This window comes from Xylanimonas allomyrinae, assembly GCF_004135345.1.
GTDB lineage: Bacteria > Actinomycetota > Actinomycetes > Actinomycetales > Cellulomonadaceae > Xylanimonas > Xylanimonas allomyrinae.
On sequence record NZ_CP035495.1, the window covers coordinates 2,958,081 to 2,982,552 of the forward strand.

General features: G+C 73.4%; 21 protein-coding genes and 1 pseudogene. 10 read left to right on the forward strand and 12 right to left on the reverse strand.

Annotation, left to right across the window (positions count from 1 at the left end):
• Positions 1-16 precede the first annotated feature (16 nt).
• From ET495_RS13405 to ET495_RS13425, 5 genes and pseudogenes are all read left to right on the forward strand, one after another.
• A complete protein-coding gene (locus ET495_RS13405) occupies positions 17-910 on the forward strand; it encodes an ABC transporter substrate-binding protein (RefSeq protein WP_129205211.1) in 894 nt (297 codons plus the stop codon).
• A 119-nt stretch (positions 911-1,029) separates the two neighbouring features.
• Entirely contained in the window at positions 1,030-1,980 is a 951-nt protein-coding gene (locus tag ET495_RS13410; protein ID WP_129205212.1) for an amino acid ABC transporter permease, read from the forward strand.
• Positions 1,977-2,758, forward strand: a pseudogene (locus ET495_RS13415) (amino acid ABC transporter ATP-binding protein). Before ET495_RS13410 ends, ET495_RS13415 begins: the two are co-directional and overlap by 4 nt.
• A gap of 54 nt (positions 2,759-2,812) precedes the next feature.
• Entirely contained in the window at positions 2,813-3,493 is a 681-nt protein-coding gene (locus ET495_RS13420; RefSeq protein WP_245993077.1) for a SigE family RNA polymerase sigma factor, read from the forward strand.
• Positions 3,490-4,413, forward strand: coding sequence for a hypothetical protein (locus ET495_RS13425; protein WP_129205213.1), 924 nt, complete (start codon positions 3,490-3,492; stop codon positions 4,411-4,413). Before ET495_RS13420 ends, ET495_RS13425 begins: the two co-directional genes overlap by 4 nt.
• A 126-nt stretch (positions 4,414-4,539) precedes the next feature.
• Here ET495_RS13425 and ET495_RS13430 read toward each other — a convergent pair whose 3' ends face one another.
• Positions 4,540-5,238 (reverse strand): excalibur calcium-binding domain-containing protein, encoded by a 699-nt coding sequence (locus tag ET495_RS13430; RefSeq protein ID WP_129205214.1) that lies wholly within the window; start codon positions 5,236-5,238, stop codon positions 4,540-4,542.
• A 494-nt stretch (positions 5,239-5,732) separates the two neighbouring features.
• Entirely contained in the window at positions 5,733-5,936 is a 204-nt protein-coding gene (locus ET495_RS13435) for a cold-shock protein (RefSeq protein WP_129205215.1), read from the reverse strand.
• Positions 5,937-6,302: 366 nt separating this feature from the next.
• Between ET495_RS13435 and ET495_RS13440 the strand changes: the two genes are divergently transcribed.
• A complete protein-coding gene (locus ET495_RS13440) occupies positions 6,303-7,592 on the forward strand; it encodes an ABC transporter substrate-binding protein (protein WP_129205216.1) in 1,290 nt (429 codons plus the stop codon).
• A 135-nt stretch (positions 7,593-7,727) separates the two neighbouring features.
• Here ET495_RS13440 and ET495_RS13445 read toward each other — a convergent pair whose 3' ends face one another.
• Genes ET495_RS13445 through ET495_RS13460 form a run of 4 tightly spaced genes read right to left on the reverse strand, consistent with a single transcriptional unit; the run spans position 7,728 to position 11,859 of the window.
• Positions 7,728-8,477, reverse strand: coding sequence for an ABC transporter ATP-binding protein (locus ET495_RS13445; protein ID WP_129205217.1), 750 nt, complete (start codon positions 8,475-8,477; stop codon positions 7,728-7,730).
• Positions 8,474-9,382, reverse strand: a complete 909-nt coding sequence (locus ET495_RS13450) for an ABC transporter ATP-binding protein (RefSeq protein WP_129205218.1) — start codon at positions 9,380-9,382, stop codon at positions 8,474-8,476. The genes ET495_RS13445 and ET495_RS13450 overlap by 4 nt, the downstream gene beginning before the upstream one ends.
• A complete protein-coding gene (locus tag ET495_RS13455; protein ID WP_129205219.1) occupies positions 9,372-10,358 on the reverse strand; it encodes a branched-chain amino acid ABC transporter permease in 987 nt (328 codons plus the stop codon). The genes ET495_RS13450 and ET495_RS13455 overlap by 11 nt, the downstream gene beginning before the upstream one ends.
• A 13-nt stretch (positions 10,359-10,371) precedes the next feature.
• On the reverse strand, positions 10,372-11,859 hold the full coding sequence (locus tag ET495_RS13460; RefSeq protein ID WP_129205220.1) for a branched-chain amino acid ABC transporter permease: 1,488 nt from the start codon (positions 11,857-11,859) through the stop codon (positions 10,372-10,374).
• A gap of 235 nt (positions 11,860-12,094) precedes the next feature.
• On the opposite strand from ET495_RS13460, the gene ET495_RS13465 reads away from it, so the two are divergent.
• Entirely contained in the window at positions 12,095-14,299 is a 2,205-nt protein-coding gene (locus ET495_RS13465) for a S9 family peptidase (RefSeq protein WP_245993078.1), read from the forward strand.
• Positions 14,300-14,305: 6 nt separating this feature from the next.
• On the opposite strand, the gene ET495_RS13470 is transcribed toward ET495_RS13465, so the two are convergent.
• From ET495_RS13470 to ET495_RS13480, 3 genes are all read right to left on the reverse strand, one after another.
• Positions 14,306-15,136, reverse strand: coding sequence for a CHAD domain-containing protein (locus ET495_RS13470; protein ID WP_129205221.1), 831 nt, complete (start codon positions 15,134-15,136; stop codon positions 14,306-14,308).
• 121 nt (positions 15,137-15,257) lie between these two features.
• Positions 15,258-15,692: an SRPBCC family protein gene (locus ET495_RS13475; protein WP_129205222.1), complete on the reverse strand. Its 435-nt coding sequence runs from the start codon at positions 15,690-15,692 to the stop codon at positions 15,258-15,260.
• Positions 15,693-15,802: 110 nt separating this feature from the next.
• Complete coding sequence (locus ET495_RS13480; RefSeq protein ID WP_129205223.1) at positions 15,803-16,921, reverse strand: threonine aldolase family protein; 1,119 nt, start codon at positions 16,919-16,921, stop codon at positions 15,803-15,805.
• Positions 16,922-17,000: 79 nt separating this feature from the next.
• Between ET495_RS13480 and ET495_RS13485 the strand changes: the two genes are divergently transcribed.
• Positions 17,001-17,480: a VanZ family protein gene (locus ET495_RS13485; protein WP_162616487.1), complete on the forward strand. Its 480-nt coding sequence runs from the start codon at positions 17,001-17,003 to the stop codon at positions 17,478-17,480.
• Here the strand turns inward: ET495_RS13485 and ET495_RS13490 are convergent.
• Positions 17,458-18,156 (reverse strand): histidine phosphatase family protein, encoded by a 699-nt coding sequence (locus tag ET495_RS13490; RefSeq protein ID WP_129205225.1) that lies wholly within the window; start codon positions 18,154-18,156, stop codon positions 17,458-17,460. The genes ET495_RS13485 and ET495_RS13490 overlap by 23 nt on opposite strands.
• A gap of 117 nt (positions 18,157-18,273) precedes the next feature.
• Here ET495_RS13490 and ET495_RS13495 point away from each other — a divergent pair, with 117 nt between their 5' ends.
• Together ET495_RS13495 and ET495_RS13500 are read left to right on the forward strand one after the other, a co-directional pair.
• Complete coding sequence (locus ET495_RS13495) at positions 18,274-22,020, forward strand: TM0106 family RecB-like putative nuclease (protein ID WP_129205226.1); 3,747 nt, start codon at positions 18,274-18,276, stop codon at positions 22,018-22,020.
• Positions 22,021-22,156: 136 nt separating this feature from the next.
• On the forward strand, positions 22,157-22,744 hold the full coding sequence (locus ET495_RS13500) for a dihydrofolate reductase family protein (protein WP_129205227.1): 588 nt from the start codon (positions 22,157-22,159) through the stop codon (positions 22,742-22,744).
• Here ET495_RS13500 and ET495_RS13505 read toward each other — a convergent pair.
• The gene (locus ET495_RS13505; RefSeq protein ID WP_129206044.1) at positions 22,717-23,112 is read right to left on the reverse strand and encodes a YchJ family protein; all 396 of its coding nucleotides are present in this window, start codon (positions 23,110-23,112) and stop codon (positions 22,717-22,719) included. The genes ET495_RS13500 and ET495_RS13505 overlap by 28 nt on opposite strands.
• Entirely contained in the window at positions 23,112-24,359 is a 1,248-nt protein-coding gene (locus ET495_RS13510; protein ID WP_245993079.1) for an MFS transporter, read from the reverse strand. The genes ET495_RS13505 and ET495_RS13510 overlap by 1 nt, the downstream gene beginning before the upstream one ends.
• Positions 24,360-24,472: the final 113 nt, after the last annotated feature.

Consider the following 24,472-nt stretch of genomic DNA (forward strand, 5'->3'; position numbering starts at 1 on the left):
CTCACCGGAGCACATCATGCGCACTCGGAACGTCCTTCCCGTCGCGGTGGCTGCCGCCGCGGCCCTCACCCTGACCGCCTGCACGTCCGCGTCCGAGGGCGGCAGCGCGAGCGCGAGCACCGACCCGACGGCCGTCACCAAGGACGACGCGATCGCCGCGCTCGTGCCTGAGGCCGTCGCCGCCGACGGGAAGCTCACGATCGGCTCCGACCTCACGTACGCCCCGGCAGAGTTCGTCGACACCGACGGCAAGACGCCGGTCGGCTTCGACATCGAGATCGCGACCGCGCTCGCGCACCTCATGGGTCTGGAGCCCGACATCCAGTCGAGCACCTTCGACGCGATCATCCCGGGCGTCGGCACGCGCTACGAGGCAGGCATCTCGTCGTTCACCGTGACCCCCGCCCGCCTGGAGGCGGTCAGCATGGTCACCTACCTCGAGGCGGGCTCGCTGTTCGCGGTCGCCAAGGGCAACCCCGACGGCGTCGACCCCGACTCCCTGTGCGGGCTGACGGTGGGCGTGCAGACCGGCACCACGCAGCAGGACGAGCTCGAGGAGACCAAGGCCACCTGCCCGTCCGACGCGCCGCTCACGCTGCTGCCGTACGAGAAGCAGGCGGACGTCACCACCAACCTGGTGGGCGGCAAGGTCCAGGCCATGTACGCCGACTCGCCCGTCACCTCCTACGCCGTCGAGCAGACCGAGGGCCAGCTCGAGGTCCTCGGCGACATCCGGGACGCCGCACCCGAGGCCGTCGTCGTGCCCCGGGGCGACGACGCCATGGCCAAGGCCGTGCAGGCCGCGCTGCAGAAGCTCATGGACGACGGCACGCTCCAGCAGATCCTCGCCTCGTGGGGCAACGGCGAGAGCGCGCTGACGACGGCGGAGATCGACCCGAAGGTCGGCTGACCCCCGGCACCACGCAGCGCCGATCGGCGCGCTCAGCAGCGGCTGGGCGCGCCGATCAGGCATGCTGACCACTGTCGGCGTCATCGCCGGCGTCAACGCTAGAGACGGAGGAACGGCGCATGAGCGACCCGATCCCGCATCGCATCCATGCCCGTCCGGTTCCGCGGCCGGGGCGCGTCGTCGGAGCGCTCGTGATCCTCGTGATCGCCGCGATGGCGCTCCACGGGCTCGTCACCAACGCGACGTTCCGCTGGGACACCGTCTGGCTGTATCTGCGTGACATCGTCGTCATCCGCGGCATCGGCTGGACGCTCGTGCTCACCGTCGGGTCGATGGCCCTGGCCATCGTCATGGCGGTGCTGCTGGCCGTCATGCGCCGGTCCGACAACCCGGTGATGCGCGGGGTGAGCTGGACCTACATCTGGTTCTTCCGTGGCACGCCCGTCTGGGTGCAGCTCACCTTCTGGGGGCTGCTGTCGGTGCTCTACCCGCGCCTGAGCATCGGCGTCCCGTTCGGCCCCGAGTTCTTCTCGTTCTCGACCAAGGACGTCGTCACCGCGTTCTGGGCGGCGCTGCTGGGCCTGGCCTTCAACGAGGCCGCCTACCTCGCCGAGATCGTGCGCGCCGGCCTGACGTCGGTCGACCCCGGTCAGGAGGAGGCCGCCAAGGCGCTCGGGATGAGCAACTCCACGATCCTGCGGCGTGTGGTGCTGCCCCAGGCCATGCGGGTCATCGTGCCGCCCACCGGCAACGAGACCATCTCGATGCTCAAGACGACGTCGCTGGTCATCGCCGTGCCCTTCACGCTCGAGCTGTTCTACGCCACCAACGCCATCGGGAACCGGCTCTACCAGCCGATCCCGCTGCTGGTCATCGCGTCGATCTGGTATCTGGTCATCACCTCGATCCTCATGGTCGGCCAGCACTACCTCGAGCAGTACTACGGCCGAGGGTTCGGCAGCGAGACCAAGGGCCGTCGCCCTCCGAGACCCGGGGGCCCCAGCCGGCAGGAGGCCATCCAGGCCGCCGGGACCACCAAGGACGACCCCTTCCTGGAGGTGACCCCATGAGCGCCGAGCGCATGGTCGAGATCCGCGGCGTCCACAAGGAGTTCGGCCACGGCCACGACGCCGTGCACGTGCTGCGCGGCATCGACCTCGACGTCGCCCGTGGCTCGGTGACCGTCATCCTGGGGCCGTCCGGATCGGGCAAGTCGACGCTGCTGCGCTGCATCAACGAGCTGGAGGACATCACGGCGGGCTCCGTCGTCGTCGACGGCGAGCGCATGGGCTACCGGCTCGACGACAAGGGCGTGCTGCACCGCCTGCACCCCAAGGTCATCGCGCGGCAGCGCCGCCGGATCGGCATGGTGTTCCAGCGCTTCCACCTGTTCCCCCACCTGACGGCCCTCGAGAACGTCATGGAGGCCCCCTGCGCGTGCGGGGGCTGTCCAAGGCGGACGCGCGCGCCCAGGCCGAGGAGCTGCTCGTCCGCGTGGGGCTCGCCGACCGGGCCAACCACTACCCGGCCCAGCTCTCCGGCGGCCAGCAGCAGCGCGTCGCAATCGCGCGGGCGCTGGCGATGGACCCCGACCTCATGCTGTTCGACGAGCCGACGTCCGCGCTCGACCCCGAGCTCGTGGGCGAGGTGCTCGCCGTCATGAAGGACCTCGCGGTGTCGGGCATGACGATGATCGTCGTGACTCACGAGATCGGGTTCGCGCGCGAGGTTGCCGATCACGTCGTCTTCATGGACCAAGGGCTCGTCGTCGAGGAGGGCCCGGCGTCCCAGGTCATCGACGACCCGCGCCAGCCGCGCACGCGCGACTTCCTCGCCCACGTGTTGTGACGTCGTTCTGACACCGGGCCGGCCGCCACCGGTATGGAACCTCCGGTGCGGCCGGTGCGTGTTCCGGGTATGACGACGACGGCCGCCGACGCGGTGCTCGACGACGACGACGGGATCGACGTCGTGCTCGGCGACGACGGGATCGACGTCGTGCTCACCCACGCCGACCGGAACGCCGAGTTCACGGCGTTCATGCGGTCGGCCCACGAGCCGCTGCACCGCATGGCCTACCTGCTGTGCGGCGACGCCCACCGCGCCGACGAGCTCACGCAGCAGACCTTCGAGCGCACCTACCGTGCGTGGTCACGGGCGCGGGACGGCGATCCCCTGGCCTACGCGCGCCGCATCCTGGCGAACCTGCGGATCGACGGATGGCGCCGCACCCGCCGGGAGGTGCTCGCCGGGCCCGAGGACCTGCCCGAGCGACCGGACGGCAGCCCCGGCGCGACCGGGAACGCCCCGCGTGCCGCGACCGCCGCGGTCGACGACCGCGACGCCGTCGTGCGGGCGCTGCTCCTGCTGCCGCTCAAGCAGCGGCGCGTCGTGGTGCTGCGACACCTGCTCGACCTGACCGAGGCCGAGGTTGCCGTCGAGCTGGGCGTGCCTGTTGGGACGGTGAAGTCCAATGCCTCACGTGGCCTCGCACACCTGCGCGCGATCCTCGACCTCGACCCGCGCCCGGCCACGCCGCACGCCCGACCTCAGCAACGACCCACCTCCGGAGGCTCCCGATGACCGCCCACCAGGACGAGCAGCTCGCCGCGCGGCTGCGTCGTGCGACCGCCCAGGCGCCGGCGTCGGCCCTCGACCTCGACGACGTCCTGCACGCGGCGCGCGGCAAGGCGCGCCGCGCGCGAGCCGTGACCGGCGTGGGTGTCGCGCTCGCGCTCGGCCTCACCGGCATCGGCGTCGCCGAGGTGGGCCCGCGGCTGGTCTCCCCGTCGTCCGAACCGGCCGGCCGCTCCGCCGCGACCGGGGAGCGGCTGTGCCCCGACGGGACCGCGCTCGACGTGTCGTTCGGCGAGGTCGGCGAGCCGCAGCCGTGGGTGTCCCGCGTGCAGCGCATGGAGGTCGCGGCCGACGGGCGTCCGGGCGCCTGGGCGGACGTGCGACCGGACGACGGGTCCCCGTGGGTGCACGTCCTCGCCCGCACGGCCCCCGGCTGGTACCGGACCGTGGTCCTGAACCGCGCACGCGAGCTGCGTCACCCGCTCATCCCCGACGGCGTCCGGACGCTGCGGGGTCGGGCCGTGATCGCGCCCGACGACCCGGCGACGCTCGTGCACAGCGGGTCGGATCCCGTCGTCCGGAGCGGGTCGGCGCCGGCCGCCTTCGATCCCCGGCCCGGTGACGTCTTCCTCGCCTACACCGCGGCGCAGCGGGCCACGGTGGACGGCGCGGTCGGCTGCCGGCCGGAGAGCGAGCCGTTCGTCCTGACCTCCACGACGGTCGAGGAGTTCGACGTCGTGGTGCGCTGCGCTCCGCAGACCGAGGGCCTGACGGGCGTCGGCGTCGTGGTGGCCATGGCCTTGTGCCCGCCCGACCGCCTCCCCGAGCAGGCTCGCAGGCACCTGGAGTCACTGCTGAGCGGACCGCAGGGCGAGGCCGCGCGAAACGAGGCGATCCGGATGCTCGGGCTCCCGGCCGACGGCTGAGGGAGCCGGAGACCCGCCGCCACGACGAGCGAGCCGGGCAGGTCGTGACCGACACGGGTCGTGGTCGGCCGCAGTCGGCCGCTGCGTTCGGTCGGTGCGGGGTGCGGCACGCCGTCGCGCGCTCGGCTACTCGCAGGCCAGGCCGTTGCGGTCCAGGTCGAGCAGGCGCGAGTAGAACGGTTCGCCCTTGGCGATCGGGGTGCGTACGCCGGACTGGCGGAGCTGTTCGCACGCCTTGAGGACCTGCCGGTCCGCGTCGTCCAGAGGCTCCTGCGGGTCCGGAGCCGATGCTGCGGACCCCCGTGCTGCCTCCTGTGCTGCCTCCTGTGCTGCCGCCTGAGCCGCCTCCTGGGTGGCCTGCTGCTCGTCGAGCTGCTGCTGCCGCGAGGTCTGCTGGGCCTCCTTCTGCGCGACGGCGTCCTCGCGCCGCGTCACGTCGGCCTCGCGTTGCGTGAGGGACTCCTTCTCGGCCATCACGGAGGTGCGCTCCGCGTCGAGGTCGGCGCGGTCCTCGGCCACCGCGGCCTGTGCCCGCTGGGCATCGACCACGGCCTGGTTGGCGTCGGAGGTCTGCACCACCGAGGCGACGACGCCCACGATGACCCCGAGCCCGAAGAACGCGAGCGCGACGCTCGCCACGAGCATGCGGCCGGCGCGCGGGCGCGCGGCAGGTGCGGTGCCCCTCGCGGCTGCCGGGCGGCGGCTCGCACGGCCCGACGACGGCGCGGTGGGGGCGTCGTCGGCCGGTACGCCGTCGGCCGGTACGCCCCGAGTCCCCGGGGCGGTGGTGGTCCTGGCGTGCAGCGACCCGCCGGGCAGAGGCACGGCCGCGCCCTGACGAGCGACGGAGCGCGTGCGGGGGAGGCGGGGGCGGGCGGCGCGGACACCGGTGGAGGGGGCGCCGCGGGGAGGTCGACCGCCTGGAGGACGGTGGTGGCGCCCGAAGGCGGTGTCGCCGGTGTGGGTGTCGCCGGTGTGGGTGTCGTTGGCGTGGCCTGGATCCAGTAGTCCCATCCCGCGGGTGCCGGAGGCCAGGAAGGATCGGGCGTCCAGCCCGGCTCGGGCCGGAACCCGGGCGGGACCTGCCACCCGGGCGGAGGGTTGAACTGCGCGGGCATCCGTCCTCCTTCGTATTGTGGCGGCGCCCACTATGGCGGAGAACGCACCGCGAGGTCCAGACGCCGCCTCGGCCACGGGGCACGAGCGATGGCCGGTGCCGACACGGCAACGGCCGGCCGCCCCGAGGGGCGACCGGCCGTTGCCGTGCGATGCACTGAGATCGTCGTGCGGCGTGACGCGAGGTCACGCCGACCGCGAGATCAGAGCGGGCGGATGTTCTCCGCCTGCAGACCCTTGGGGCCCTGCGCGGTGTCGAACTCGACGCGCTGACCCTCCTCGAGGCTGCGGTAGCCGTTGGTCTGGATGGCCGAGTAGTGCGCGAAGACGTCCTGAGAACCGTCCTCGGGGGCGATGAACCCGTAGCCCTTCTCCGCGTTGAACCACTTCACGGTTCCGGTAGCCATGTCTTGCTCTCCTTCAAGAGTGACGACCTCGACGTCCGAGGTCGTGCATCACGGTGTTCGTCGTCAACTCTTGGTAGAACAAGGTTCGCTTCGGGCCGCACACATCTTCTGCGCGACCCTCTGCGCAGGACGGGAACCGTCCGGGACAACTGAGGCACTGCAACGAAGCAGAACGCTACGCGACGGGTCCCGCGGGCGCTACCCCTTCGCGCCATGCGTGTGAGAGTTCCGGCGCGGTGATGGTCACGGTCTGGTCACGATGAGCGCGTTGTGACGCACGAGACACGATCACGTCACACTCAACGGCTATCTTCGCCGCCACTACATGCGGCATTCGCCGCACGTGAATCCCTGGAGGCATCACACATGATTGGACGACCTTCGGCCGCAAAGGGCCTCGCCATCGCCACGGCCCTCGGGCTTTCCCTTGCCGCTTGTGCCAGTTCCAGTCAGGGGTCGTCGAGCGACGCCGCCTCTGGAGGCAGCGCCGACCCGCTCGCGCTGGGCACGATCCTGCCGGTCACCGGCACGCTCTCGTTCCTCAACCCGCCCATGGCGGCGGGCGTCGGTCTGGCGGTCGACGACATCAACGCGGCCGGCGGCGTGCTCGGCAACCCCGTCACGGTCGAGAACGGCGACTCGGGCGACACCACCGACCTGACGGTCGCGCGGGGCACCGCGACGGACCTCATCGGCAAGGGTGTCTCCGCCGTGCTCGGCGCCGCATCGTCGGGCGTGTCGCTCGCCGTGGTCGACCAGTTCGCCGAGGCCGGTGTCATGGAGGTCTCACCCGCGAACACCGCGACCGACCTGTCGGGCTACGGGCCCTACTTCGCCCGCACGTCGCCGCCCGACACGGTGCAGGGCGCCGCACTCGGCGCGCAGATCCTCGACGACGGCCACACCAAGGTCGGGTTCCTCGTCCAGAACGAGCCCTACGGCAACGGCCTGCGCGACAACATCGAGAAGGCCATCGAGGCCGGCGGCGCCGAGACCGTCTACGGCGGCACGGGCGCCGGGCAGGAGTTCGCGCCGGGCGAGACCAACTTCGGCGCCCAGGTGACCGACCTGCTCGCGCAGAAGCCCGACGCCATCGCCATCGTCGCCTTCGAGGAGACCATCGCCATCGTCAACGAGCTCGTCGGGCAGGGCTGGGACTTCAACGGGACCACGTACTTCGTCGACGGCAACCTGACCAACTACGGCGACAAGTTCGACCCGGGCACGCTCGAGGGCGTCCAGGGCACGCTCCCCGGGGCCCAGGCGCCCGGCGACTTCCAGGCTCGCCTCAAGGAGTGGTCGACGGCCAACGGCAACGGTGAGCTCAACGACTTCTCCTACGCGGCCGAGGCCTACGACGCCACGACGCTGATCGCCCTCGCGGCCGTGCGCGGCGGCGCCACCGACGGCAAGACGATCTCCGAGAACATCCGTGCCGTCTCAGGCGGCGAGGACGGTGCCGTGGAGGTCACGACGTACGAGGAGGGCGTCAAGGCGCTCGAGGGCGGCAAGCAGATCGCGTTCCGGGGCAAGTCCGGCATCGGCCCGCTCGACGACAACAACGACCCGTCGTCGGCGTTCATCGGCATCTACAAGTACGGCGCCGACAACACCTACACCTACGTGAAGTCGGTCGAGGGCAAGCCCTCGGAGTAGCCACGACGCCGACGGCCCGGGCTCCCTCACGAGGAGCCCGGGCCGTCGCACGTGCGCCTGCGGCCATCACCCGTGCGCCTGCGCACGGGGCCCCCGCCCATGGTGGGCGGGGGCCCCGCGGGCGTCCGGTGGGCGTCAGGAGGAGGGCGTGGGCTCCTGGGCGAGCGTGCCCAGGTAGAGGCTGACGACCTTCGGGTCGGCCTGGAGCTGACGGCCGGTGCCCGTGTAGGCGTCCTTTCCCTGGTCGAGCACGTAGGCGCGGTCGCAGATCTGCAGGCAGCGGCGTGCGTTCTGCTCGACCATGATCACCGAGACCCCGGAGCGGTTGATCATGCGGGTGCGCAGGAACGTCTCGTCCTGACGCACGGGCGACAGGCCCGCCGACGGCTCGTCGAGCAGCAGTACCGACGGGTTCATCATGAGCGCGCGGGCCATCGCGACCATCTGGCGCTCGCCTCCCGACATCGCCCCGGCGCGTTGGGTGCGCCGGTCGTAGAGGGTGGGGAACAGGTCGGAGATGAACGCCCATCGCTCGGCGAAGAGCTGCGGGCGCAGGAACACCCCCATGCGCATGTTCTCCTCGACGGAGAGCGAGGGAAACACGTTGGCGGTCTGCGGGACGAACCCGACGCCGCGCGCGACGAGCTTGTCGGCGCGCAGCCCGGTGATGTCGTCGCCGTCGAGCGTCACGCGGCCCGAACGCACCGGGACGAGGCCGAACAGCGCCTTGAGCAACGTGGACTTGCCGGCGCCGTTCGGGCCGATGATGCCCACGAGCTCGCCCTTGGCGACCTCGATCGAGCACCCGTTGAGGATGTTGACGCCGGGCAGGTAGCCGGCCACGAGGGTGTCGGCGCGCAGCAGCGCGGTGCTCTTGTCGCTCATCGGTCCTCCTCCTCGCGCGCCAGCCGGGCGAGGACCGCCGGGTCCAGCAGCGCGTCGTCCCCCAGGTCGGTGTCGTGGTGCGCGCCCAGGTAGGCGTCCACCACGGCCGGGTCGTGCATGACGCTCGACGGCGGACCCTCGGCCACCACGCGCCCCTCGGCCATGACGACGACCCAGTCGGAGACGTGGCGCACGGCGTGCATGTCGTGCTCGACGAACAGCACCGTCATGCCCTCCTCGCGCAGCGCGCGGACGTGGTCCAGCAGCGACTGGACCAGCGCGGGGTTCACCCCGGCCATCGGCTCGTCGAGCATGATCATGGTCGGGTCGGTCATGAGCGCCCGCGCCATCTCCAGCAGCTTGCGCTGGCCGCCCGAGAGCGAGCCGGCGAAGTCGTCCTTCTTGGTGTCGAGCTTGAAGCGCTCGAGAATCTCCAGCGCCTTGGCCTCGGCGGCCTTCTCGTGCGCGCGCCATGTGAACGGCAGCCACGACAGCCAGAACCGCTCGCCGGGGTGGCGCGGCGAGGCGAGCAGCATGTTCTGGAGCACCGTGAGCCGCGACAGCGCCTTGGTGAGCTGGAACGTGCGCACCATGCCCGCCCGGGCCACGGTGGCCCCGGACTTGCCGGCGATGGGCCTGCCGTCGAACGACCACGTGCCGTGCTCGGCGCGGTCGAACCCCGTGAGCAGGTTGAACAGCGTCGTCTTGCCGGCCCCGTTGGGGCCGATGAGCGCCGTGATGGCGCCGCGCTGCACCTCGAGGTGGTCGACGTCGACGGCCTTGATGCCGCCGAACCGGCGCTGGACGCCGTCGGCGACGAGGATCGGGTCGGGCTTGGGCGCGCCCGGCACGGGCTCGGCGGCTGCGGCCGCCACGGCGTCGGTGGTGGGGGACTCAGCGGCCATGGAACGCCAGCTCCTTCTTGTTCCCGAGGATGCCTTGCGGACGGAAGACGACCAGGAGCATGAGCGTGACCCCCACGAGCAGCCCGCCGATCTGCTCGACCTGCGTCGCCCCGACCCACGAGCCCAGGCCCGTACGCATGCCCGTGCGCAGCAGCATGTAGACGAAGAAGAACAACATCGAGCCGAGCACGGGCCCGAAGAGGGTTGCGGCACCGCCCAGCAGCAGCACCGTCCAGGTGAAGAACGTCATCGTGCGGCCCATGGCGTCGGGCGCGATGGCGGACGGCAGCACGTACAGCACCCCGGCGAGCGAGCCGAGGACCCCGCCGAGCACGAGCGCCTGCATCTTCATCGCGTAGACGTTCTTGCCGAGGGCGCGCACGGCGTCCTCGTCCTCGCGGATGCCCTTGAGCACGCGGCCCCACGGGCTGCGCGTCGCGAGCCAGACGAACAGCACGGCAAGCAGCACCAGCGCCCACGCGAACAGGCGCGTCCACCACGAGTCGGACCCGTTGTTGATGTAGTCCAGCGGCCCGACGGCGGTGCGACCGCCGGGCAGGAACGACAACGCCTGGAACGTCTCCTTGTACGACTTGCCGAGCAGACCCGACGCGCCGCCGGTCCACTGCTGGAAGACCGTCGAACGCCCGAGCCAGCGGATGATCTCGGCGGCCGAGATGGTCACGATGGCGAGGTAGTCGCCGCGCAGCTTGAGCGTGGGGATGCCCAGGACGAGCGCGAACAGCGTGCCCGCGGCTGCGGCGATCAGCAGCGCGAGGGCGAACGGTGCGCCCGCGATCGTCGCGATGCCGAACCCGTAGGCGCCCACGAGCATGAACCCGGCCTGACCCATGTTGAGCAGGCCCGTGTACCCGAAGTGCAGGTTGAGGCCGATCGCGGCGAGCGCGTACGCCGCCGTCGTCGGTGCCACGAGCTCGGCGAGCGCCTGCGTGAGGATGCGGATGATCTCGTCCATGTCCGTTCTCCGTTCAGCCGATGCGCTCGCGGCGGCCGAGGATGCCCTGCGGCCGGACCAGCAGCACGAGGATGAGGATCACGAGCGCCGACGCGTAGCGCAGGTCGCTCGGGATCACGAGGTTCGACACCTCGACGACGAGGCCGATGAGGAGCGACCCGACGAGCGCTCCGAAAGCCGTCCCGAGCCCTCCGAGGGTCACCGCGGCGAACATCAGCAGCAGGAACTGAAGGCCGAGCGACCAGTTGAAGGAACCGAACGAGACGGCGATGAGGATGCCGGACAGCGCGGCGAACGACGTCGACATGACCCAGACGACCCGGATGATGCGATCGGGCTCGATACCCGTCGCGGCGGCCAGGGCCGGGTTGTCGGACACGGCTCGCGTGGCGCGGCCGATGCGGGTGCGGGTGAGCCACCACGCGATGCCCGCGATGCACACCACCGCGATCCCCATCGAGATCCACGACGCCTCGCTGAGCGTGACCCCTGCCAGGCGCAGCGGCACGGGGTTGCCCGAGAGCACGCGCAGCGACCTGCCGCCGATCATCATCTGGATGAGGAACTGGAGGGCGATCGACAGCCCGATGGTCACGATCATCGCCTGCATCACGGGTGTGCCCCGCCGTCGCAGCGGCTTCCAGATGCCCGCGTCCTGCGCCCAGCCCGCGGCGCCGCACGCGACGAGCACCGCCGGGAGGGCGAGCCAGGGGGGCAGCCCCCAGACGTTGATGGACAGGTAGCCGAGCGCGGCACCGAACGTGACCTGCTCGCCGTGCGCGAAGTTCGACAGGCCCGTGGTGCCGAAGACGAGGTTGAGCCCGATCGAGGCGAGCGCGAGCAGCAGCCCGAACCGCAGCCCGGACCCGACCTGCTGCCACACCTGGCCCAGGGTCAGGTCGCGCTCGGAGGCGTCGCCCTCGGGGGCCTGGGGTACTTCCGCCGTCCCGTCGGCCGCGGGGGCGTCGTCGGCGGCCTGGCCGCGGTCGGTGGCCGACGGCGCGGACGGCGACGGCGCCGGGGCGGCGGCGCCCGCGCCGACGCGGAACGCGGCACGGGCTGTCGAGCCGACCTGCCCGGTGACCGTGGCCGACGTCGCGGCGCCGGCGGGGAGCTGCTTGTCGGCGGGCAGCGTCGCCGGGTCGATCTCGATGGTGTAGCTGCCCGGCCCGGGGACCTCGACGGACGTGACGGCGTCCGCGGTCGTGACGACGTCGGCGCTGAAGCCGTCCCCGCTGACGGTCGCGTGCACGTCGGGGATGCGGGCGTTGTCGGCGTCGAGCACGAGCACCGCGACGCACGCGACGGCGTCGGGCGTGCAGCCGGTGTCTCCGGGTGCTGCCGCCGCGGGGCCTGCGGCGATCAGCGCAGGCGCCGCGGCCGCAGCGAGGGCCGCCAGGACGCGTCGCCACGGTGCGCGGCGGGCGCGCGGACGGCGTGGCGCCGCGGTGCGCGGCGGGGGCTCGTGGGGGTCCCCGAAGGTCGGTCGGTCCGTGGTCATCGGCCCTCCGTGGTCGGATCGGTGCAGGGGTCGGTCCCGCCAGAACGCCGAACGTCCACCGCACGGAGTTCAGCAGAACTGAACGGGCCATGCAGGCGAGACGCCCGGGCGTGGCCGCGAGTGTAACGTTCCGATGTGACGTTCGATACACCCTTGGGTCACACGCGTGGACAACGTCTCCGTCACCCGTCGGTGAAGGCCGCGCGACGTCCCCGTCCCCGCGTAGCCTGACCGCGTGCCCGAGCCCGCGACCATCCCCGAGACCGAGCCGACCGTCGCCCCCCGTGCCCCGCGGAGGCCGACGACGCGCACCCACCACGGCGATGCCGTCACCGACGACTACGAGTGGCTGCGCGACGCGGACGACCCCGCCGTCGTCGCGCACCTCGAGGCCGAGGACGCGTGGACGCGCGCGCGGCTCGCGCACCTGGCGCCGCTGCGCGACCGGCTGTTCACCGAGATCAAGGAACGCACGCTCGAGACCGACCTGTCGGTCCCCGTGCGGCTCGGCGGGCACTGGTACTACTCGCGCACGCTCGAGGGCCGGCAGTACGCGGTGCACGCGCGCGTGCCGGCGGCCCCCGGACCGGCGGCCTGGGACCCGCCCGTCCTCGAACCCGGCACCGAACCGCCCGGCGAACAGGTGCTGCTCGACGAGAACGCGCTCGCGGCCGACCATGAGTTCTTCGCGCTCGGCGGCACCGAGATCAGCGCCGACGAACGGCTGCTCGCCTACCAGACCGACACCCAGGGCGACGAACGGTACCTGCTGCGCTTCCGCGACCTGACGACCGGCGCCGACCTGCCCGACGAGATCCCGGGGACCTCGCCCGGCGTCGCGCTCGCCGCCGACGGCGAGCACGTCTTCTACACCACCGTCGACGACGCGTGGCGGCCCCACCGCGCCTGGCGGCACCGGCTCGGCACACCCGTCGCCGACGACGTGCTCGTGCTCGAAGAGCCCGACGAACGGTTCTGGATGGGCGTCGGGCTCACCCGTTCCCGGCGGTTCGTGCAGGTCGAGGTCGCGTCCAAGCTCACCAGCGAGGTGCGCCTGATCCCCGCCGACGAGCCGACAGCGACTCCCGCCACCGTCTGGCCGCGCCGCGAGGGCGTCGAGTACAGCGTCGAGGACTCGCGCGACCACCTGCTGATCCTCCACAACGACGGAGCCGAGAACTTCGAGCTCGCGGCCGTCGCGCTCGGCCCGAGGGAACGCTGGTCGGTGCCGGGCGCGTTCGCGGACGGCGCGCGCGTCGTCGTGCCCCACGACCCCGACGTGCGGATCGACGCGGTCGACGCGTTCGCCGAGCACGCCGTCCTCAGCTACCGGCGGGACGCGACACCGCGCGTGGCCGTCGCCGCGCTCGACGCGCTGCTCGCACCCGGCGCGACACCCGGCTTCGCCCCCGGTGCGGCAGGGCGTGGCGTGTGGCGCGAGGTCACCGGCGGGAACGTGCTGGAGACCGTCCAGCTCGACGCCTCGCCCGAGACGGACCAGCCCCTGGTGCGCGTCGTCGTCGAGTCGTTCACGACACCCCGAGCCGTCTACGACGTGGTGCTCACGACGGGCGAGCTCATCCTGCGCAAGCGCCAGCCCGTGCTGGGCGGCTACGACCCGGCCCAGTACGAGCAGCGCCGCGAATGGGCGATCGCGGACGACGGGACGCGGATCCCGATCTCGCTCGTGCGGCGCCGCGACGTGCGCGAGCCGGCACCCCTGCTCCTCTACGGGTACGGGGCGTACGAGTACTCGCTCGACCCCTGGTTCTCGGTGCCGCGCCTGTCGCTGCTGGACCGCGGGGTCGTGTTCGCCGTCGCGCACGTGCGCGGGGGCGGCGAGCTGGGCCGCCGCTGGTACGACGACGGCAAGCTGCTCGCGAAACGCCACACGTTCACCGACTTCGTGGCCGTCGCGCGGCACCTCGTCGACACCGGGTGGACGACGTCGACGCGCCTCGCCGCCGAGGGCGGCAGCGCGGGCGGTCTGCTCATGGGCGCGGTGGCCAACCTCGCACCCGGGCTGTTCGCGGGCATCCACGCGGCCGTGCCGTTCGTCGACCCGCTCACCTCGATCCTCGACCCCAGCCTGCCGCTGACCGTCACCGAGTGGGAGGAGTGGGGCGACCCGCTGCACGACCCTGCCGTCTACGCCTACCTCAAGGGCTACTCGCCGTACGAGAACGTGCCACCCGGCCCCGACGGCGCCGCGGCCTACCCGCGCATCCTCGCGACGACGTCGCTGCACGACACGCGCGTGCTGTACGTCGAGCCCGCGAAATGGGTCGCGCGGCTGCGCGCCGCCGGCGCCCCGGCGCTGCTGCGCATCGAGATGTCGGCCGGGCACGGCGGCGTCTCGGGCCGGTACGCGCGGTGGGAGCAGATCGCGGAGGAGAACGCCTGGCTGCTCGACGTCCTCGGGGCCACCGAGAGGCCGTGACGCCCCTCAGGGCGACAGCACCAGCGCCGCGAGCGAGAGCGTCGCACGGTCCAGGTCGGTCTGCGCCAGGTCGTCGTAGGGAGCAGGGTCCTCGCCCGCCTCGGCGGCGGCCGCGCGCAGCGGGGCGAGCGCCTGACGCAGCACGACGCCGTCGTGCTGACGTCCCAGCACCTCCTGCACGTGCTCGAAGCGGCGTGCCGACGCGACCGCCTCGCGCGCGACCTCGCCCGAGCCGCGCGCCACGATCTCGGCCGCGTACCGGGCCCGGCGGGCGGCGCGTCGCACACGGTGCAGCGCGTCGTCCAGGTCGCCGACGTCGGCCCGGGCCGCGTCGCGCACGCGCCGGTCGACCCGGCGTGCCGCCCGCCGCGTCCCGCGCGGCAGCTCGGCGTCCCACCGCCGCCGCGTGCGTCGGGTCAGCGGCGGGTGGGCGACGAGGGCGCGCAGGTCGGCACGCAGCCGGGCGTGCTCGGGGGTCCCCAGGTGCGCGACCGCGTCTGCCCGCGCACGGTCGAGCCGCGCGTCCAGCGTGGCGTGCGCGCGGCGGCGGACGGCGTCGTCGCCCGCCGCGTCGATCCGGGCGAGCAGCACCTCCAGGTCACGTGGCTCCCCGAGCACACGGCCGAGCCCGCGCAGGCGTTCCGGCAGGTCGCCGACCTCGTCGTCGTCGACGAGGCGAGGCATCTCGGAGAGCGCGGCGCGTACCCGGCGGATCGCGACGCGCGCGTCGTGCACCCCTTCGGGACCGCCCGCGACGACGTCGGACTCGGCCGCGGCGAGCGCAGCGACCTGGGCGCGCAGATGGGTGACGAGCAGGGTGCCGGCGGTGGTTCCCATCCCGCTTGATACCACGGGGGACGGGAGGGAGCACCCCTCGTGTCCGGCCGGTGGGGCGGTCGGTGGGGCGGCCGGTGGGGCGGCCGGTGCAGGACGCCTCGGCGGCCGCACCCGCGGCGTGTCAGCGCCGGTGCGCCCCGTCGCTGTGGGCGAGCGACGTCAGGGCCTGGGTCCACTGCTCACGGCTGGAGCGCGCGTGCTCGGGGGTGTCGATGTTGCGCTGCTCGACGAGGATGCGGGTGCCACCGTCGGTCGGCTCCAGCAGGATGCGGATGTCGTGGTAGTTCTCGGGGACGTCCGGGAGACCGGACAGCGGCGAGTAGTGCGTGAAGTGCATCAGGCGCGGGCGCTCGAACGCGAGCACCGTACCGTGGTCCTCGAACTGCCTGCCGAAGAAGTGGCCCTCGAACGTGACCGGGCTGCCGACCTGGAAGTCGGACTCGATGTTGGCGCCCAGCACCCAGCGGGCACCCGGGTGCAGCAGCTCTGCCCACACGCGCTCGGGCGGCTCGGCGACGAAGGTGGAGGCGGACGCGATGTGGCGTTCGTGGCTCATGGACCGACGGTAACCCGTCTGGGGCGGGGCCGTGGACCGACGTCCACCGCCGTCGCCCGGCGGCCCGGTCACCGGAGGCGCGCCCCTGTGGGAGGGACCGCGGCACCGGCTCAGAGCGACTCCGCGAGCGCGACGAGGAACCCGTCCACGTCCCGGTCGGTGGTGGCCCACGAGCACATCCAGCGCACCTCGACGCGGCCGGGGGACTCGCCGTCGGCCCAGTCGTAGAACCGGGACCGCTCGCGCAGCCGGTCGGCCGCGCCGCGGGGGAGCGTGGCGAAGACGGCGTTGGCCTCGGTGGGCCGCGTGACGCGCACGTCGCCTCCGAGCGCCTCGACGCCCCTGCGCAGGCGGGCCGCGGCGGCGTTCGCGGCCGTCGCGTTGCGGCGCCACAGGGGGCTCCCGGCGTCGTCGTCGAGCATCGTCAGGAGCTGTGCGCTGACGAACCGGGTCTTCGACGCGAGCTGCATGGTCGACTTGCGCAGGTAGGGCACGGCCTCGGCCGCCGCCCGGCGTGCGGCGGCCGCGCCGGGGGTGGGCGCGTCGTCGGGGCCCAGCACGACGACGGCCTCGCCCAGCAGGCCGCCGTTCTTCGCGGCGCCCAGCGAGACGATGTCGACGCCGACGTCGGTGGTCAGCTCCCGCAGCCCGGTGCCGAGGAACGCCGCCGCATTGGCCAGGCGCGACCCGTCGACGTGCACGGCGAGGCCCAGGGCGTGCGCGGCCTCGGTGAGCGCGCGCACGTCGTCGGGCCGGTACACGGTGCCGAGCTCGGTGGCCTGCGTGAGCGTGAGCACGGCGGGTTGCGCGCGGTGGACGTCGCCGAGCTCGTCGGCCCACGCCTCGACGTCGGCGACCGTGAGGCGGCCGTGCGTGGTGGGGCGGGTCAGCAGCTTGAGGCCGCCGACGCGTTCGGGGGCGCCGTTCTCGTCGGTGTGGATGTGCGCGACGTCGGAGGCGACCACCCCGGCCCAGCGCGACGTCGTCGCCATGAGCGCCACGACGTTGGCCCCCGTGCCGTTGAGCACCGGGAACGCGGTCGCGCCCGTGCCGAACACCTCCCGGACCCGCTCACCGAGCCGTGCGCTCCAGGGGTCGTCCCCGTAGGCGACGGCGTACCCGTCGTTGGCCGCCGCGATCGCGGCGACCACCTCGGGATGCGCAGGAGCGTAGTTGTCAGACGCGAACGGAGGCAGCACGGGGCCAGCGTAGGCGGTGAGTTCGAGCATTCGCCGGAGCTTCGAGCGCCCGGGTGCTCGAACAGCTCGACGGAGGCTCGAACTGGAGCGCCGACCTAAGGTATGGGGCGTGCGTTGGGGGTCGAGGGTGCTGGCGGGGTATCTCGTTGCGGTGCTCGGGTTGACGCTGTGGCCGCAGCTCGAGCAGACCTCCGTGCCCGGGTGGGCTGCGGCGGTGGTGGCCGCGCTGGGCCGGGCGGGGGTGAAGATCGACGTCGGGTTTCTCGAGGCGGCGTCGAACGTCGTGATGTTCCTGCCGTTCGGCGTGCTGGGTGCCTGGCTGCTCGCGCACGCGCGACGGCGGTGGTCGCTCGGGGCGGTCTGGGCTGCCGTGACGGCGGCGGGGACCGCGTTCTCGGTCGCCATCGAGACCGCCCAGCTCTTCATCCCGGGGCGCGTCTCGACGGTGCAGGACGTCGTGCTCAACGGTGCCGGCGGGCTCGTCGGGGCCGCCGCGGTCGCGCTAGTGCTGCGGGCACGCCGGGGCGGCGAGCCACAGCCCGGCGCCCCGGCCCACCCGCAGGACGTCAGGCCGGAAGCGGGGCGCTGACCGGGGCGGTGGGCGTGGTGGTGGGCGTGGTCGGCAAGGTCGGCGCGGTCGGCAAGGTCGAGCGTGCCGCCAGGCCACCGTGACCCGCGACGTCGAGGCCGGCCTCGACCACCTCGGGCACGCCGTCGGTGACCCGCACCGTCGACACCGAGGCGTTGGGCAGCACGGCCAGCGGGCCCGGGCTGATCGTCCACAGGTACGCGGCCAGGGCGAGCCCGTGCCCGACGACGAGCACCTCGCCCTGGGGGTGCGCGGCGGCGATGCGCTCGAAGACGCCGGAGACGCGGCTCATGAACGCGGCACCCGACTCACCGTCCGGCAGCCCGGGGTGGTGTCCGGCGAGCACCGCCGGGACGAGCCGCGACCACGGCTCGACGGCCTCGAGCTCGCGCTCGGGGCGACGCTCGAACCGGCCGAAGTCGAGCTCGCGCAGGTCCGTGTCGACCTGCAGCCGCAGGTCCGGGTGGTGGTGCAGGATCTCGACGGCCGTCGTGACCGCGCGGCCCGACGGCGAGGCGTAGGCCGCGGTGAAGTCCGACGCCGCGAGGTGGCGGGCCGTGGTGCGCACGCCCGCGCGCCCCGTGCGTGTCAGTGGCGAGTTGGAGGATCCCTGCAAGATCGATCGAGCGTTGAAGTGCGTCTGCCCGTGCCGTACGAGCGTGAGAGTGAGGGTCATCGTGGTCCCTTCGAGAGTTGTCCGACCACCCGACGGTAGCCATGCCGCGGTGGCGGGCGGGCGACCTCCAGATGACGTCCGCACGAAATCTCGGTGCGTGCCCGGCCGGTGTGGCGCATGTACCTGACCGACGTCGGCCTGGTGCTGTCCGCGAGCGACCTCACGGCCGCCGCGACCTGCGAGCTGGCCTTCCTGCGCACGCTCGACGCGCGGCTCGGACGGCTCGCCGAACAGACGGCCGCACCGGACCCGATGCTCGCGCGCACGGCGACGCTCGGCACCGAGCACGAGGTGCGCGTGCTGCGCGACTACGAGGAGCAGTTCGGCGCCGCGCGCCGGGCCTCGGCCGGCCGTGGCGGCGTCGTCACCGTCGAACGGCCCGCGCTGCACGATCCCGACGCCGTCGCCGCGGCGGTGGACGCGACGCGCGCCGCGTTCGCGGCCGATGCCGACGTCGTCTACCAGGCGGTGTTCGCCGAGCCACCGGGCGGCGCGGACGAGAGCGGCCAGGGGCCGGCGCGGCCCGGGTTCGTCGGGTTCGCCGACTTCGTCGTGCGCCGGCCCGACGGGCGATACCGCATCCAGGACTCCAAGCTCGCGCGGCACGCACGCGTCACCGCGCTGCTCCAGCTCGCCGCCTACGCGGTGCGACTGCGAGCCCTCGGCGTGCCGGTGGACGACGACGTCGACCTCATCCTCGGCGACGGGACGGTCAGCACCCACCGGCTCGCCGACGTCGAACCCGTCTACCGGCTGCGGCGCGCCCACCTCGAACGGCTCGTGACCACGCACCTCGCCGATCCCGGGCCTGCCGCATGGGGCGACCCGCGCTGGGCGGTGTGCGGTCGCTGCACCGTGTGCGACGCCGAGGCGACCGCACACCGCGACGTGCTGCTCGTCGCCGGGTTGCGCCGCGGGCAGCGCGACCGCCTCGCCCAGGCCGGCGTCACGACCATCGACGCGCTGGCGGCGTCGACGGGCCCCGTCGAGGGCATCGCCGTGACGACGCTGGCCGGGCTGCGTGAGCAGGCCGCGCTCCAGGTCGAGAGCGAGCGCGAGGCCGGCAAGGCGGCAGGGAGCCACCCCGCCCCCGCCGTGCGCGTGGTCGACGCGAGCGGCCTGGCCGTGATCCCCGAACCCGACGCCGGGGACGTGTTCTTCGACTTCGAGGGCGACCCCCTCTACACCGAGGGCGACGGGACGCGCTGGGGGCTCGACTACCTGTTCGGGCTCGTCGAGGCCGACGGCACGTTCCGCGCGTGGTGGGCGCACAGCTTCGAGCAGGAGAAGCAGGCGCTGCTCGGGTTCCTCGACTACCTGCGCGAACGACGCCGCCGGCACCCCGGCCTGCACGTCTACCACTACGCCTCCTACGAGCGCACCCACCTGCTGGCGCTCGCGGCCCGGCACGGCGTCGGCGAGCACGAGGTCGACCAGGTGCTGCGCGAGCACGTGCTCGTCGACCTGTACCCCGTGGTGCGGCGCACGGTGCGCGTGGGCAGCCGGTCCTACTCCATCAAGAAGCTCGAACCGCTCTACATGGGCGACGACCTGCGGGCCGGCGAGGTACAGACGGCGGCCGCGTCGATCGACGAGTACGCCGCGGCGCGCGCCGCCGTCGAGCGCGGCGACGCCGCCCAGGGTCGGGCGCTGCTCGACGCCATCGCCGACTACAACACGTACGACTGCCGCTCGACCCTCCGGCTGCGCGACTGGCTCCTGCGGCTCGCGCACGAGCACGGCGTCCGCCCCGCACCCGAGGCCGAGGCCGCTCCCGGCCCCGAGGTCGAGGCATCGCCGCTCGCGGCCCGCCTCGCGGCGCTCGCGGGCGACCCGATGGACCCGCACCGCACCGCCGACCAGCGTGCGCTCGGCCTCGCCGCCGCGGCGATCGACTACCACCGCCGCGAGCAGAAGTCGTTCTGGTGGGGGCACTTCTCACGGCTCGTCGAACCGCTCGCCGACTGGGAAGGCACGCGTGACGTCATGCGCGTCGACGGCGTGCGCGTGCTGCGCGACTGGTTCCGCGACAAGGGTCAGCGGACCGACCGGCGCGTGCTGGAACTGCGGGGCGAGTGGGGGCCCGGCAGCCGCCCCGTCGTGGGCTCCCGCCCATACCTGCTCTACGAGGACCCGGGCCCGTACCCCGACGCCGCGTCCGACCCAGGCGCGCGCTCGGCGCGGGGAGTGGGTGTGACCGAGGTGATCGACGACGCCACCGTGGTCGTCACCGAGACACTGCCCCAAGGCGCCGAGGGGCACGCGGACACGCCGAGCGCGCTGACGCCCGGCCCGCCGCCGAACGCGGGGGCACAGGTCGGGGCCATCGCCGAGTGGGCGACGGCGCTCGCGGACGCGGTCGAACCCGCGAGCGTCGGCGGGGTCGGGCCTGCGAGCGTCGGCGGGGTCGGGCCTGCGGGACGCCGGGAGGCGGCGGCACCTGCGGAGACGACGCCGCTCGCGGCCGGCACCCCGGCGCCGGTGGGGTCGGCCGTCGGCGCGCCCGCATCGCGACCGTCCCCGGAGAGCGGCCTCCTGGCCGCCGCGGTGTGGCCGCGCGACGCCGTCGTCGACCTGCTGCGCCGTGCCGCCCCGCGCACGCGCGCGGGCGGGCTCGCGCCGGTACGCCCCGGACCCGACGGCGAGGACGACCTCCACGGGGCCGTGGTGGCGACGCTGCGCGACCTCGACGACTCCTACCTTGCCGTGCAGGGTCCGCCCGGCACGGGCAAGACGTACCTGGCCGGACACGTGGTCCGCACCCTCGTCGAGCGGTACCACTGGCGGATCGGCGTCGTCGCGCAGTCCCATGCGGTGGTGGAGAACGTGCTCGACGGCGTCGTGCGGGCGGGCCTCGACCCGGCGCTGGTGGGCAAGGAGCCGAACGACCCGGAGGCGGGCCCGGCGTTCACCGCGGTGCCGCGCACGCGGTACGCCGAGTTCTGCGCCGAGCGCGCCACCAGCGGGTTCGTGCTGGGCGGCACTGCCTGGGACTTCGCGAACCCGGGTCGCGTCGGGCGGCGCTCGCTCGACCTGCTCGTGGTCGACGAGGCGGGGCAGTACTCGCTGGGCACGACGATCGCCGCGGCTGTCGCGGCACGCAACCTGCTCCTGCTGGGCGACCCGCAGCAGCTTCCGCAGGTGTCGCAGGGCACGCATCCGGAGCCGGTCGACACCTCGGCGCTGGGCTGGCTCGCCGACGGGCACGACGTGCTGCCCACCGGGCTGGGCTACTTCCTCGCCGCGAGCCGCCGTATGCATCCGGCGGTCTCGCAGCCCGTGTCGGAGCTGTCCTACGAGGGCCGGCTGCATTCGCACCCGACGGCGTCGCTGCGCGCGCTCGACGGCGTCACGCCGGGCCTGCACGTCCACCCGGTGCGGCACGCGGGGCGGTCGACCGAGTCGCCCGAGGAGGCGCAGGCCGTTGTCGAGATCGTCCGCTCCGTCGTCGGCCGGTGGTGGCGCACCGGGCCCGAGGACACAGGGCGTGCGCTGACGCCGGCGGACGTCGTGGTGGTGACCCCCTACAACGCGCAGGTGCTGTGCGTGCGGGCGGCGCTCGACGGTGCGAGGCTGGGTGCGGCGCGCGTCGGCACCGTCGACAAGTTCCAGGGTCAGGAGGCCGCGGTCGCGATCGTCACCCTCGCGGCGTCCGACGCGGGTGAGGTGCCGCGCGGCATGGAGTTCCTGCTGATGAAGAACCGGCTCAACGTGGCGATCTCGCGCGCGCAGTGGGCCGCCTGGCTCGTGTGGAGCCCGGCCCTGCTCGACCACCTGCCGACGACGCCGGCGGCGCTGGCGCAACTCAGCGCGTTCGCCCGACTCGTGGGGGAGGGACCGCGGAACGGCAGGGAGGACCGATGATTCGCGGAGCCTGACCCGGTCTTGCTCTCGGACGGGCTCGGACGGGCAGTGCCCGCACCGGCAGTGCCCGAAAAGGCGGTGCCCGGACGGGTCGGTGCCCAGACGAGGCATCGTCAGGCAGCGCGGGGAGGGCGTCATGGCCAAGGTGGTCGCGGGGGCGACGGTGTCGCTCGACGGGTTCATGCAGGACTCGGCGGGCAGGTTCGAGGCGTTGTACGCCGACCACGCCGAGCTGAGGGACAGCGCGTACATGCGGGCGCTGCAGGCCGAGACGGGTGCGGTGCTCATGGGCCGGCGCACGTTCGACCTTGCCGCGGACCCGGACAGCTATGCCGTGGACTACGAGTTCCAGGTGCCGGTCTTCGTCGTGACGCACGCCCCGCCGCAGGTCGCGCCTGCACGCAACGAGCGGCTGTGGGTCACCTTCGTGACGGACGGCGTCCCGGCCGCCGTGCGGCAGGCGGTCGAGGCGGCAGGGGAGCGGGACGTGACGTTCATCGGCGGCGCGGACGTGTTCCGCCAGCTCCTGGCGGCGGGGCTCGTCGACGAGCTCGCGGTGGACGTCATGCCGATCCTGTTCGGCGGCGGGCTGCGCCTGTTCGACGGCGACCCGCCCGCACGGCTGGAGAAGCTGAGCGTCCAGGAGGTCGGTGCGCGCACCTGCCTGAGGTACCGGGTGGTGCCGGAACCCGCGGCTCAGGTGGCGACGTCGCCGTCCACGTAGAGCCATCGGCCGTTCTCGCGCACGAACCGGCTCCTCTCGTGCAGGCGCCCCCGCTCGCCCGTGACCGGGTTGCGCCACGACGCCGCGAACTCGACCTCGCCTGCGTCGTCGAACGGTCCGCCTGCGTGTACCGCGAGGATGTCGAGGCGGCGCCAGGCGACGTCGTCGTCGAGGTCGAGCGTCGCCGGGCGGGTGCCGGGGTGCCACGAGGCGCGCAGCCAGGCGACGTCGCCCACGGCGAACGCGCTGTACCGCGACCGCATGAGCGCCTCCGCGGTGGCCGCGACCCGTGTGCCGCGCAGGACGGGCGCGCAGCACTCGCCGAACGGGAGCCCGGACAGGCACGGGCACCGGGCGTCGTCGGCGATCACCGTGGCTCCGCGGTGAGGGCGTCGTCGATGGCCTGGCGGTGTGCCGGCAGGGGTGGGTTGAAGCGGTTCTCCGCGATCACCGCGACGAGCGCCAGGAGCGCGAGCCCGGAACCCATGAGGGGCACCGCGCGCACGCCGACCGTCGCCGTCAGGGCCGCGCCGAGGCCCGACCCGGCCGCGATGCCGAGGTTGAAGGTGGCCGAGGACACCGCGACGCTCATGTCGGTGGATCCCGGGGCGACCAGCATCACGCGGTGGGACAGCGCGGGCGGGATGGTGGCGAACGCTCCGCCGAACAGGATCAGGCCCGCGACGGCGGCCAGGTGGTTCGGGCTGAACGCCCACAGCAGGACCTGCGCGACGGTGACCACGGCGATCGCCGTGGCGAGCGACCCCCACGAGTGCCGGTCGAGGACCCGCCCCACGACGAGCGCGCCGACGACGCCCGCACCGCCCTGGATCGCGAGCAGCCACGGCATGTCGGCCCGGGCGTACCCCGCGACGTCCTGCAGGAGCTGGGTCACGAACGTGATGAGCCCGAACGCCCCGGTGACGATGAGCGCCGTCGCCACGAGCTGGAACCCGAGGCGGCGCCGGCTCGGGAACGGGGCGCGCGAGGCCCCGCCTTCCGACGGCTTGACCGTCGGGAACAGCACGATGACGATCACGAAGATCACCAGCGACAGGGCCGCGACCGCCCAGAACGCGGCCCGCCAGGTGGTGTGCTCGCCGAGCCACGTGCCGGCCGGGATGCCGAGCACGGGGGCGAGCGAGTTGCCGAGCGCCAGGCGCGCCATGACGCGCCCGCGCACACGCGGCGGGAACAGACCGAGGGTTCCGGGGATCACGGCCACCCAGAACAGCGCCTGGGCGAGTGCCGTGACCAGGCGGGCGGCGAGCACCGACTCGTAGCTGCCGGCCAGGCCGGCCCACAGCGTCGCGACGGCGGCCAGCCCCACCGTGGCCGACAGCACCCACCGGCGTGGGATGCGTTTGGTCCAGTGCGCGAGGGGCACCGTCGCGACGAGCACCACGAGCGCGTAGCCGGTCACAAGCAGGCCGATGCGCGACGTCGTCGTGCCGAGGTCGGGCGCCATCATGGTGAGCAGGCCGCTCGGCAGGCCTTCGACCAGCACGAACAGGAACGTCGAGACGGCCATCGCGACGAGGATCACCGTCGCGCGCCGCGGGTCGACGATGCCTGGACCGGAGGTGCCGGGCGGGGAGGTCTGCGAGGGTGTCACGGTCACGAGGGTGCCTCCCGGCGGGGGATGGTGCCCGCGCAGGCGGCGGGCGGTCGGGGTGCCCGCGGGCTGTGGCCGTCAGGGTCGAATCGATCCTACGGACGCGCACGACG